Origin of the sequence: Alteromonas sp. IB21 (genome assembly GCF_016405965.1) — a bacterium.
In the GTDB taxonomy this organism is placed as follows: Bacteria; Pseudomonadota; Gammaproteobacteria; order Enterobacterales; family Alteromonadaceae; genus Alteromonas.
This window is the reverse complement of sequence record NZ_JAEFCD010000011.1, coordinates 9,394-21,438: the sequence shown is the minus strand read 5'-3', so window position 1 is coordinate 21,438 and position 12,045 is coordinate 9,394. Positions and strand designations below refer to the sequence as shown.

General features: G+C 45.3%; 13 protein-coding genes. 9 read left to right on the top strand and 4 right to left on the bottom strand.

What is annotated here, in order from left to right:
* Nucleotides 1–55 precede the first annotated feature (55 nt).
* From JC525_RS09355 to JC525_RS09345, 3 genes are all read left to right on the top strand, one after another.
* Nucleotides 56–646 carry a sigma-70 family RNA polymerase sigma factor gene (locus JC525_RS09355; RefSeq protein WP_198815597.1) on the top strand — a complete coding sequence of 197 codons (591 nt, stop codon included), beginning with the start codon at nucleotides 56–58 and terminating at the stop codon, nucleotides 644–646.
* Nucleotides 639–1,745: a FecR family protein gene (locus JC525_RS09350; RefSeq protein WP_198815596.1), complete on the top strand. Its 1,107-nt coding sequence runs from the start codon at nucleotides 639–641 to the stop codon at nucleotides 1,743–1,745. The genes JC525_RS09355 and JC525_RS09350 overlap by 8 nt, the downstream gene beginning before the upstream one ends.
* Before the next feature lie 178 nt (nucleotides 1,746–1,923).
* Complete coding sequence (locus tag JC525_RS09345) at nucleotides 1,924–2,670, top strand: hypothetical protein (protein ID WP_198815595.1); 747 nt, start codon at nucleotides 1,924–1,926, stop codon at nucleotides 2,668–2,670.
* A 151-nt stretch (nucleotides 2,671–2,821) separates the two neighbouring features.
* Here JC525_RS09345 and ppiC read toward each other — a convergent pair whose 3' ends face one another.
* The 4 genes from ppiC to JC525_RS09325 form a co-directional block, all read right to left on the bottom strand.
* Entirely contained in the window at nucleotides 2,822–3,103 is a 282-nt protein-coding gene (gene ppiC / locus JC525_RS09340; protein WP_198815594.1) for a peptidylprolyl isomerase PpiC, read from the bottom strand.
* Between the two features lie 135 nt (nucleotides 3,104–3,238).
* Nucleotides 3,239–4,876 carry a chaperonin GroEL gene (groL, locus tag JC525_RS09335; protein WP_198815593.1) on the bottom strand — a complete coding sequence of 546 codons (1,638 nt, stop codon included), beginning with the start codon at nucleotides 4,874–4,876 and terminating at the stop codon, nucleotides 3,239–3,241.
* Between the two features lie 40 nt (nucleotides 4,877–4,916).
* The gene (locus JC525_RS09330; RefSeq protein ID WP_012520088.1) at nucleotides 4,917–5,207 is read right to left on the bottom strand and encodes a co-chaperone GroES; all 291 of its coding nucleotides are present in this window, start codon (nucleotides 5,205–5,207) and stop codon (nucleotides 4,917–4,919) included.
* A gap of 303 nt (nucleotides 5,208–5,510) precedes the next feature.
* Nucleotides 5,511–6,032, bottom strand: a complete 522-nt coding sequence (locus tag JC525_RS09325) for an FxsA family protein (RefSeq protein WP_198815592.1) — start codon at nucleotides 6,030–6,032, stop codon at nucleotides 5,511–5,513.
* A gap of 211 nt (nucleotides 6,033–6,243) precedes the next feature.
* Between JC525_RS09325 and cutA the strand changes: the two genes are divergently transcribed.
* The 6 genes from cutA to accC all read left to right on the top strand — a co-directional run bounded on the left by cutA (nucleotide 6,244) and on the right by accC (nucleotide 11,925).
* Nucleotides 6,244–6,558, top strand: coding sequence for a divalent-cation tolerance protein CutA (gene cutA / locus JC525_RS09320; RefSeq protein ID WP_198815591.1), 315 nt, complete (start codon nucleotides 6,244–6,246; stop codon nucleotides 6,556–6,558).
* 66 nt (nucleotides 6,559–6,624) lie between these two features.
* Complete coding sequence (locus JC525_RS09315) at nucleotides 6,625–8,496, top strand: protein-disulfide reductase DsbD (protein ID WP_442859537.1); 1,872 nt, start codon at nucleotides 6,625–6,627, stop codon at nucleotides 8,494–8,496.
* 124 nt (nucleotides 8,497–8,620) lie between these two features.
* Nucleotides 8,621–9,400 carry a M23 family metallopeptidase gene (locus tag JC525_RS09310; protein ID WP_198815669.1) on the top strand — a complete coding sequence of 260 codons (780 nt, stop codon included), beginning with the start codon at nucleotides 8,621–8,623 and terminating at the stop codon, nucleotides 9,398–9,400.
* 247 nt (nucleotides 9,401–9,647) lie between these two features.
* Entirely contained in the window at nucleotides 9,648–10,088 is a 441-nt protein-coding gene (aroQ, locus tag JC525_RS09305; RefSeq protein WP_198815589.1) for a type II 3-dehydroquinate dehydratase, read from the top strand.
* Between the two features lie 14 nt (nucleotides 10,089–10,102).
* On the top strand, nucleotides 10,103–10,567 hold the full coding sequence (accB, locus tag JC525_RS09300; protein WP_014951276.1) for an acetyl-CoA carboxylase biotin carboxyl carrier protein: 465 nt from the start codon (nucleotides 10,103–10,105) through the stop codon (nucleotides 10,565–10,567).
* Nucleotides 10,568–10,581: 14 nt separating this feature from the next.
* Nucleotides 10,582–11,925, top strand: coding sequence for an acetyl-CoA carboxylase biotin carboxylase subunit (accC, locus tag JC525_RS09295; protein ID WP_198815588.1), 1,344 nt, complete (start codon nucleotides 10,582–10,584; stop codon nucleotides 11,923–11,925).
* The last annotated feature ends 120 nt before the right edge of the window (nucleotides 11,926–12,045 follow it).

Sequence of the window (12,045 nt, the reverse complement as noted above, 5' to 3'; positions counted from 1 at the left end):
GGGGAAAATAGTGTGGCTGTCGTCTTAACAAGTAACAACGAAAAAAAATAAAAATATGCCCATAGAAACAGCCATACATAATGCCTATATGTCGGCGCGCGGCTCGATGGCCAAAATGCTATCGCGTCTAGTGCCGCCTAAAGAAGTCGATGACATACTGCAGGATACATATGTGCGCTTGTGTCAGGCGAAAACGACTGAACATATTAAAGAGCCCAAGTCGTTTTTATTTAGAACCGCAAAAAACTTAGCTTACGACCATTTAAAACGTGCAGAAACACGCATGGTAGACGACAGCGTAGAAGTTGCGGCAGCGCTGGAAAGCGCAATTAGCGGTGTTGAAGACGAGATATTTCACAACAACGCTACCCAGCAAGAGTTTAAGTTGTTTTGCGACGCAGTGCGCGCCCTTCCCAAACAGTGCAGGCGCGCATTTGTGTTAAAGAAAGTGTATGGCTACTCTCTTAAAGAGATTGCCCAAGAATTAGAGATAAGCGAAAAAACCGTGGAAAAGCATATTGCTGAAGGTATAAAACGATGCACTTTGTTTATGCGACGACAAACGACGTCGCAGACACGGACGAATGTTTATCAAAGTGGTGGGCAACAAACCGCGGCGGAAATTAAGAGAGACGCCCATGAATAGTTCAACGAACGATACAAATTTCAAAAAATCGGATAGCAACAGTAACGTAGTTCACTTTAACAGCGATGAACGTACACTTGATGCCGCCAGCGAATGGCTTGTGAAGTTAGACAATGGGCTTGATGACAGCGAAACTCGTGCACTAAAAACATGGCTTGCTACGCCTTTGCATCGCGACACCTTCTTGGAAATGGTTGCCTTGTGGGACAAAATGTCTGTGCTTAGCGAGTTGTCTGATATCGTGCCTCATACTCCTGAGCTTAACGTAAAGCAAAAGGCAGACAACACAATGTCATGGAAGGGTCCATTAGCTATCGCTGCTTCGTTTCTAGTAGTGGGATTCTTGAGCTTTCAGGGAATAAATTTATTCTCCCCTTCTCATCAAACAGCACCTGCTGCACAAGCCGCTAACTACTCGTTACAAGCCTCGACCAAAGCGGGAGAGCACAAGAATATTGCTCTAGAGGATGGCAGTACACTTTGGCTCAATACGAATTCTCAAGTGAACATTGCCTTTACGGATACGTCCCGGATTATTCAGCTCGTGAAGGGCGAACTTCATATCGAAGTAGCGAAAGACAAATCCCGCCCGCTCAATGTACTTGCAGCAGGTAAAGCTATACAGGCAGTTGGTACTGCATTTAATGTGCAATATCATCGCGGCGACCTTGAACTGGTAGTTACCGAAGGCGTAGTAGAAGTCGCTAGCTATACACTTCACAAAGCGAATGGCGAAAGCATTATTGATCCAATTATTAAACCGCAGGCTCAGCCACTGACGTTAGTTCAAGGTGAAAAGTCGCTTTTATCTTTGCCTAACAGCACCATCGAGACAGTGTCAGATGAAGATATCGCGAATGATTTAAGCTGGCGGGAAGGCAAAATTGTGTTTCGCGGCGAGCCTTTAATTGACGTAATTGAAGAAGTTAGCCGATATACCGATAAAACCGTTGTATTAGGCGATGCTGCCCTTGCCAATATGCAAGTGGCGGGGCTATTCAATACCAATGATGTAGACGCGCTTATTGCAGCCCTTGCCGACAATTTACAGATATCTACCGACTACGCTAGCGACACCATTGTCCTTCGCCCACGTTAACGGCGGACTTGGCTCGTAAGCTCTTACTTAGCTTAATTGAGCTACGAACTAAATTTAAAGCGCGTTCCAAAGCTTAGCTCGCGCTTTTACCCACTACCCCTTACAATGACGCCGATACCATTAGTCCACATGGATTGGTATTATACATAAATGCATCAAACAATAAGGCGTCGTTGATATGCAAATAGGCAGTGCTGTAACAGCATTTAAACCGCTTTTCTCTCGGCTAATGCTATTGGCCACCTGCGCAGTACTCTCTAATGCAGCCTTCGCCATTGAAGCGGGCCTATATTACTATTTCATTTCTGATAAGTGCGTAGCCAAAGGGCCCCTAACACCAGAAGAGCGCGGGGCTGTAACGCCCGATGTTATGCTTTTTGAAGTGGTGCCTGCTGGAATTAGCGATTACTACGTGAACGTTAACACCAAAGCGCTACTCCACTATGGGGAAGAAGGACAAGCATACCTTTCATCACTGGAGTCTGAACAAGCCTACACCGCGGGTAAAATGCCTTCAGAAGAAAGCTTAAGAAAAGACGGCAATGCTATTCATCACGACTTTATGCTACAGCGCGAAGCCATCGACGTAAAAGCGTTAATAAATACCTTAAACGGCTTTTCACAGCTTCAAACTGATAAAGGCTACTTTTTTAAGAAAATAGTAGGTCTGTCAAACCCTAACGCTAAATTTAAAGCTATAACTCAAGTTCGCTTAAGCGATTTCGGTCACGATAACCGCATGATGTTGACAAGCTATACCAGTAACTATTTCATGCTAGATGAACAAGGAAAAGCGTCCGAGACTCCATTTATCTCTGTGGATCACGGCGCAGCACTTCGCAGCCAACTTCACAACGCTAACAGTCCTTACGCCATATTCACAAAAAAAGCGGTATGCGGCGAAAAGTGGGAACCGGGTAATTAGCCTAACCCCAGTCACTTATTTTAAGCTCCTTGAAAGCGCTAACCACCCCTGCATGTTTAATAGTTCTAGATTGCGCTACGTATTTGAGACTAGAACTTAAATACGTACCTTGAACGGCATTTCTTAACTAAGCACGTTGCTTACTTCGGCTTTATTTGCTGCGATAAAGAGTTTTAATAAGGTGAAAGCCGAAACGGGTTTTCACCGGCCCATGAACTTTTAGCACCTCTTTTTTAAACACTACATCATCGAAGGCTTTTACCATTTGGCCTCGGCGAAATTCACCGAGATCGCCGCCACGCTTGCCCGAAGGACAGTTAGAATAACGCTTTGCTAACGTTGCAAAATCTTTGCCCTTTTTAAGCTGCTCTAGAATAGAAAGCGCTTCTTTCTCTGTTTTTACCAAAATGTGAAGTGCGGATGCCGTTGCCATATTTGCTCTTATTTACTGATAGACCTATTTGTTTTCATTATAACAACGATAATCACTTTTGTTTTGCGATGCTATATACAAAAAAGCGCAGCTCTAAGAGCTGCGCTTTTCTTTTAAACGTTAAGCTTGGGATGATTACATCATGCCGCCCATTCCGCCCATGCCGCCCATATCAGGCATTGCTGGGCCATCTTCTTTAGGTAGTTCAGCTACCATTGCTTCAGTTGTGATCATTAGTGAAGCAATTGATGATGCGAACTGAAGTGCAGAGCGCGTTACTTTTGTTGGGTCAAGGATACCCATCTCTAGCATGTCGCCGTAAGTGTCGTTACCTGCGTTGTAACCGTAGTTACCTTCGCCGTTCTTCACTTCGTTAACTACTACAGATGCTTCTGCACCTGAGTTGATAGAGATTTGACGTAGAGGCGCTTCCATTGCACGTAGTGCAAGCTTGATACCTACTGTTTGGTCTTCGTTGTCACCAGTTAGGTCAGCAAGTTTAGCTGCTGCGCGAACTAGTGCTACACCACCACCAGGTACCACACCTTCTTCAACCGCTGCACGAGTTGCGTGTAGTGCATCTTCTACGCGGTCTTTCTTCTCTTTCATTTCAACTTCAGTAGCTGCACCAACTTTAATTACTGCAACGCCACCTGAAAGCTTAGCTAGACGCTCTTGAAGCTTCTCTTTGTCGTAGTCTGACGTAGACTCTTCAATTTGACCTTTGATTTGAGCACAACGGCCTTCAATCGCTTCTTGGTCGCCGTTACCGTCAACAACAGTTGTGTTGTCTTTGTTGATAACTACGCGCTTAGCAGTACCTAGGTCTTCAAGCTGAACTTTTTCAAGGTCTAGACCAATCTCTTCAGAAATTACTGTACCGCCAGTTAGGATAGCGATGTCTTGAAGCATTGCTTTTCGACGGTCACCAAAACCAGGGGCTTTAACCGCTGCCGTTTTAACAATACCGCGCATGTTATTTACTACTAGTGTAGCTAGCGCTTCGCCTTCAACATCTTCAGCGATGATCATTAGCGGCTTACCAGCTTTCGCTACGCCTTCAAGGGTAGGAAGTAGCTCGCGGATGTTAGAGATTTTCTTGTCAACCAATAGGATGAACGGGTTGTCTAGTTCAACTGTGCCGTTTTCTTGGTTGTTGATGAAGTATGGCGATAGGTAACCACGGTCGAACTGCATACCTTCAACAACGTCTAGTTCGTTTTGAAGTGCCTGACCTTCTTCTACGGTGATAACACCTTCTTTACCTACTTTTTCCATTGCTTGTGCAATGATGTCGCCCACTTCTGAATCAGAGTTTGCAGAGATAGTACCTACTTGAGCGATAGACTTGCTGTCTGCACAGTCAGTAGAAAGGGCTTTTAGCTCTTCAACGGCTGCAATAACTGCTTTGTCGATACCGCGCTTAAGATCCATTGGGTTCATACCCGCTGCAACACTCTTAAGACCTTCAGTTACGATTGCTTGTGCTAGTACAGTTGCAGTAGTAGTACCGTCACCCGCTTCGTCGTTCGCTTTAGACGCTACTTCTTTAACCATCTGCGCGCCCATATTCTCGAACTTGTCTTCAAGCTCGATTTCTTTCGCTACAGATACACCATCTTTAGTGATGGTTGGAGCACCAAATGACTTGTCTAGAACAACGTTACGGCCTTTTGGACCTAGTGTTACTTTTACTGCGTTCGCTAGAATATTTACGCCTTTAAGCATTTTACTGCGAGCGTCATCACCAAAACGTACTTCTTTAGCTGCCATGATTAAATTCCTCTAAAATTCGTTTTAACGTTAGTTGTAATTACTCAACAATCGCTAGAATGTCGCTTTCGCTTAGGATAAGTACTTCTTCACCATCCAGCTTTTCTGTTTTTACGCCGTAACCGTCGTTGAAAATAACGGTGTCGCCAACTTTAACGTCTAGCGCTTTTACTTCACCGTTCTCAAGGATGCGACCGTTACCTACTGCGATCACTTCACCGCGTGTAGATTTTTCTGCTGCAGAACCAGTCAGAACGATACCGCCTGCAGATTTGCTTTCTTGCTCTGCGCGCTTAAGGATTACGCGGTCGTGTAAAGGACGAATTGCCATTTTCAAGTCTCCTGAAAATTCCACTATTCAAAGTTATGTAGTTACCAACACTCAGACTGCCTGAATGTTGTGTGCTTGGGTTGCTCATTGCTGAGCAGTTAAAATCGTTTCTGCACGGATAGATGGGGTAGTACCCAGATAACTTCAAGGGTTTTTAAATAAAAAAATGTAAAAAAATTGGTTTTTTCACTAAATATTTATTTTTTCGAAAAATTTAACGTGGCATGAGGTCATGGGAATGCCATCTATGGCGATAAATGGCATAAGGTTGGGGTAAAAAAGTAGATAAATGGGAAAGAACGTCTATTTCAATCGTTTATCGGGGTCGTTGGTGGTGTGATCGGTATATTCACCCTCGATAATATCGTCACCGCGTTGATTTTCGCCGGATCTGTCGCCAAATGGGCTCTGACCAAAAGGTGATTGACCTTGCCCAAAACCTGCTCCCGGCCCCATTCCCGGAGCCACTACACGCATTTTCATATGCTTACCGACTTGTGCAGCAAAGAAATGACGGGAACCCGGCATAGCTAACAGAAAGCCAAAAATATCGGTAATAAATCCCGGCGTAACCAATAAGATACCGGCTACCACCAGCATCAAACCTTCAACCAACTCTTTTCCCGGCACTTCGTTTCGCTGCATTTTTTCTTGTGCAGTCTGTAACGTACTTACCCCTTCGCGTTTAACAAAGTAAGCACCAATAAACGCCGATAAAATAACCAAACCTACGGTATTCCAACCGCCGATCACGCTTCCCACATTAATCAGCAGCGCAATCTCTAAAATAGGTAATAGGGCAAACAATAAAAATAAAACCCGCAAAACGTTTCCTCTTTCGTGTATTCATAACCCGTTATAGTGACTTTGTACGTAATAACAAGAAAAGGTGCCTATCATTTCGCTTAAATAGTCACTTAAAGCGACCGATTGCGACCGTGATATACTTTGTTTGTGAAAGAATGATGGTCCTATATAGGTCTATTTAGTTACGCCATAACCACCAAGTAACATGCGCAAATAGGTAAAAGATGCCATGACGATAAAGCTTGTATTGTGTACCGCGCCAGATGAGAACACGGCACAGTTAATTGCCAGTTCACTTGTTGAAGAAAAACTCGCCGCCTGCGTAAATATTATCAAGGGGATCGAGTCAGTGTATGAATGGCAGGGAAAGATAGAAAGCGACAGGGAATGCCAGCTTCTCATCAAGACCAACACACAAAATGTTCTTGAGGCATTTGATAGGGTAAGCGAACTTCATCCGTACGATGTTCCTGAGTGGTTAGAACTTAATGCCGAAGCAAGCAGCGCTTACGGCCATTGGTTACAAACCACGTTGCAACGTTAACTGAACAAAAATAATCAAAAAGAAAAATAGATAATAATGAAATTTGAACTTATGACTACGTTTCTCATGTCGACCAATCTGCCAGTAGCGCCACTGTACCGTCGTTTTACCGCATATGTTATTTCAGTGCTTTGTTTAATCTCGATGTTAAGTGCTGTTTCTTATGCGCAGGTACCCAGTGCATTCGATGATCCATTTGCAGACGAACCACAATTCTTAGACGTCGAGCAAGCGTTTGCTTTCGACTTTAATCAAAAAGAAAACACGTTAAAGCTCACCTTCGATATTGCAGACGGCTATTATTTGTACCGAAAGCAATTCAAGTTTGTGGCTAAAGAAGCTGAAATTGGCGAGCCCGCATTCCCAAGTGGCGTGATGATCGAAGATGAATTTTTCGGCGAGTCTGAGGTATTTTACGACGGCGTATCTATTACCCTGCCTATTGAATCAGCGGGCAGTGATGGCGTCGTTAAAATTCGCTATCAAGGGTGTGCTGACGCAGGGCTTTGCTACCCTCCCACAGTGAAAGTAGTGTATTTAAACGAGGTAGGAAGCAGCGCACCGGCCAACACAGATGCGGCGTCGGGATCAAATAGCGCCACAAGCTTTTCGCAAAGCGAACAGTTTGACCTAGCCCAACAGCTTATCGATAAAGATAATCTTGCCCTTACCCTCGCCCTGTTTTTTGCGTTGGGCATAGGCTTAGCGTTCACGCCATGCGTGTTCCCTATGTATCCCATTGTGTCAGGTATTGTTATTGGTCAAGGAAAGCCGAAAACTGTGTCACACGCTTTCTGGCTAACCTTTGTTTACGTTCAGGGTATGGCGATTACGTACTCGTTGCTTGGTTTGGTGGTTGCTGTGGCTGGCGCGCAGTTTCAGGCAGCGCTACAACACCCGGTCGTACTTGGCGTGTTTATTATTCTTTTCATCGCGCTCGCCATTGCTCTGTTTGGTGGTTTTGAAATTCAGCTTCCCGCAAAGTATCAAGAAAAGCTGACTCACATGAGTAACAATCAAACGCCCGGCAGTTTCGCAGGTGTTTTTGTTATGGGCGTATTGTCTGGCCTTATTGCCTCGCCCTGCACTACCGCCCCACTAACCGGCATTTTATTATTTGTCGCCCAAACGGGCGATATGACACTCGGATTCATCTCCCTTTATCTATTGAGTATTGGTATGGGCGTTCCGCTCATTCTGTTTGGCATGACAGGCGGAAAGCTGCTTCCTAAAGCAGGTAACTGGATGAATGTGGTTAAGGTGACCTTCGGCTTTATGATGCTTGTGGTGGCTATTGTGTTTATTGAGCGTCTCTACAACAGCCCTGCCACTGGTTTTCTTTGGGCCTTGTTAGGCTTTGGTCTATTTGGTTATTACTGGGTACTCAACCGCGCAAGTAAAAACTCTCTCGCGAAGCTAGTGCGTGCTGTGTTGGTTGCAGTAGGTATCATGGGCAGCGCAGGTCTTACCTATCAAGCGGGGCTTAACACTGGGTTGTGGGGCGAAAGTACCGACGGTAAACATGTGGGTCACCCAGACTTTGTTATTGCAAGAGATTTAGCGGATTTACGCAATAAAATAGATGCCGCCAACGCCAATGGAAAAACCGTAATGGTTGACCTTTACGCAGACTGGTGTGTGGCCTGTAAGGAATTCGAAAAATACACCTTCCCTGACCAGAAAGTGGTTACAGCGCTTAGCAACACGGTGTGGATGCAAATGGACCTTACCGATAACACACCAGAACGCCAGGAAATTTTTGATACGTTCAACGTCCTTGGTCTCCCCACCATTCTATTCTTTGATAAAAATGGTGATGAAATAGAAAAAGCCCGCGTTACTGGATTTATGAAAGCGAATGCTTTCGCTGGTCACGTTGACGAGTGGCTAAACAATCAGTCTAAAGCGAATGACGATGCAAACAATAGCTCCGACTAATGTATCTGAATCCGAGGCCTATCGCCTTCAAGCACAGCAGGCAGTGCAAAGCGCTGCCTTTTTTAGTTTGATTCGGTATAGGTTACAAACTAAAAGGCCGACCTTGCTTCAGGTCTTCTTGGTTATGTCACTCGTGTCTTCATTTTCGGTTTCGGCAAAAACAACAGGCTGTTTTGACAACAAGCGCTTTTGTTTTGAACTTACGCCCTCGTCTTCTTCGCTTTATCTTGTCTCTGTTCAACGAAAAATCTCCTTTCCTGTTACGCTTACCCTGTATTCCAATGAACTGTTTCAAATACCGTCTCAAGAAAATTCACTGAAGCCCCTGTTTCACGCCAACGCGTTTTTGAATACAGACAACGCTATACCTTTAGGCGTAATAGAAGAACCTGAAACATTTTGGGAAACCATGCGCGTTAAATGGACAGTGGGGCGAATAGATGCGAAGCATGACAATACCTATACCTACCTTTCTCCCCTGCAGCCGGCGAGCGAATACAGCATTGTACAGGGATTCAATGGATCCTTTAGCCATTCGGGTGCGTCAAGATATGCTCTTGATTTTGCTGCTCCTGTCGGAACCCCTATTTTAGCAGCCCGTGAAGGTGTGGTGATAGACACCAAAGATGACGGCAATAAAGGCGGACCAACCCCCGACTTTGCTGAATATGGTAATTATGTCGCCATTCTTCATAATGACGGCACTACCGGTGAATACTTTCACCTAAAATATAAAGGAGTAGTAGTAACCCGAGGGCAAACCGTGAAACGAGGACAGCTTATCGGTTATACCGGCAACACCGGTTTCTCTTCCTTACCACACCTCCACTTCGCTGTTTATGTGGCTAAGTTTCACGGCAAATATGTTAGCGTTCCCTTTTCTCTTGCCGACACCTCTCTTTAACTCGTGTAACCAATACCACTGAATCACACAGCTTGCTGCGGGTTTACGCCCAAAAATCTAACTTAAACTTTGCACCGAAAACACCTGATTAGACCAGTATTTTGCTGCGAAAACTTTATCTATCACTATAATCATCAGCTAACACAATAAATGAGAAAATTAATTGGCGTTTTTTCGTGCAACTGTCACAAAAATTTGTTGAAATGACGAAAACAGTGATTTTTTCCCGAAGATAGCAGCAAACTAGATGAACATTTTGTTACTGAACGGCCCTAACTTAAATATGTTAGGACAACGAGAACCCGAAAAGTACGGCACACAAACCTTGCAAGACATCGTTGATGATTTGCAGGCGCAGGCTGCCTCGAGCGAAGTGACCTTAACGCACTTTCAGTCTAACGCAGAGTTTGAACTGATTGAACGCGTGCACGCTGCTATGGGTACAGTTGATGCCATTATTATTAATCCTGCTGCTTTCACGCACACCAGCGTCGCCCTTCGCGATGCATTGTTGAGTGTCAGTATTCCGTTTATTGAAGTGCATTTGTCGAACGTTCACGCCCGCGAACCGTTTCGTCACCATTCTTATTTTTCTGATGTTGCAGCTGGCGTCATTGTTGGCCTTGGTGCCATGGGTTATTCGCTCGCGCTAACTGCAGCAATCAATTTACCGAAATCGTTAAAATAACGCAGAGACAGAACATGGATATTAGAAAGATTAAAAAACTCATCGAACTCGTGGAAGAATCTGGCATTGCCGAGCTAGAGATCACTGAAGGCGAAGAGTCTGTACGCATCCACCGTGGACCTACAGGTGTTCAAGCGCCAATGAACTACAGCTTTGCAGCGCCTGCAGCACCGCAAATGGCTCCTGCTCCAGCAGCGGCAGCCACTACTGCATCAGAAGCGCCAGCGGAGCCTGCACAGCCAGAAGGTCACGTTGTTAAGTCTCCTATGGTAGGTACTTTCTACCGTGCATCTTCTCCTACTGCAAAAGCCTTTGCAGAAGTGGGTCAGCAAGTAAAAGTTGGCGACACGCTTTGTATCGTTGAAGCCATGAAGATGATGAACCAAATTGAAGCAGATAAAGCAGGTGTGGTTAAGGCAATCTTGGTGGAAAACCAAGATCCTGTCGAATTCGACCAGCCAATGTTCATCATTGAATAAGCGAGTGCTTAACTATGCTAGATAAAGTACTTATTGCTAACCGTGGTGAGATTGCCCTACGTATTTTGAGAGCCTGTAAAGAACTAGGCATCAAAACCGTAGCCGTGCACTCTACTGCGGATAAAAACTTGAAGCACGTGTTGCTAGCTGATGAATCAATTTGTATTGGTAAAGCATCGGCAACCGAAAGTTACCTTAATATACCGCGCATCATCGCTGCGGCCGAGGTCACAAATTCAATCGCTATTCACCCAGGTTACGGTTTCCTAGCGGAAAACGCAGACTTTGCTGAAGCGGTAGAAAAGAGCGGCTTTATTTTCATTGGCCCTAAACCCGAAACTATTAACCTAATGGGTGACAAAGTTTCTGCTATTAATGCAATGAAAAAAGCAGGGGTACCCTGCGTGCCAGGCTCCGACGGCCCGCTAACAGATGACGTAGAGCGCAACAAAGCCATTGCTAAGCGCATTGGTTACCCTATCATCGTTAAAGCTGCGGGCGGCGGCGGTGGTCGTGGTATGCGCGTGGTTCGCAGCGAAGCGGAATTGGTTAAAGCCATTGAAACAACGCAGGCTGAAGCTGGCGCTGCCTTTGGTAACTCAACGGTTTATATGGAAAAATTCCTTGAGAACCCACGTCACGTTGAAATTCAGGTACTAGCCGATGGACAAGGTAACGCCATCCACTTAGGTGAGCGCGACTGTTCAATGCAGCGTCGTCACCAGAAGGTCGTTGAAGAAGCTCCGGCACCAGGTATCTCTGAGCAAATGCGCACCAAAATTGGCGATCGCTGCCGCAGAGCCTGTGTTGAAATTGGCTACCGCGGCGCAGGTACGTTCGAGTTCTTATATGAAAACGGCGAATTCTATTTCATTGAAATGAATACTCGTATTCAGGTAGAGCACCCTGTATCTGAAATGATTACAGGCGTTGATCTCATTAAAGAACAGCTTCGCATTGCTGCTGGTCAGCCACTGTCTATCGACCAGTCGCAAATTCAAATTCGTGGCCACGCCATTGAATGCCGAATTAATGCAGAAGATCCAAAAACCTTCATTCCAAGCCCTGGTCCTATCACCATGTTCCACGCGCCAGGTGGCTTAGGTATTCGCTGGGAGTCGCACATTTACGCGGGCTACCACGTACCGCCTTACTACGACTCTATGATCGGTAAGCTTATCACTTATGGTGAAAGCCGAGACGAAGCGATCGCTCGTATGCGCCACGCGCTTGAAGAGATTGTAATTGAAGGAATTAAAACGAATATCCCGCTTCAACGTGCCATTATGGCTGATGAAAACTTCTTCGCAGGTGGAACCAACATCCATTACCTTGAGAAGAAGCTAGGCCTAGCCTAATCCCCCCTTTGGGCTACACGGTGTTTTTTGTGCAGCCCAATTTTCTCTCTTTCATCCCGCTATTCGCTATTCGCTATTCGCTATTCGCTATTCGCTATTCGCTATTCGCTATTCGCTATT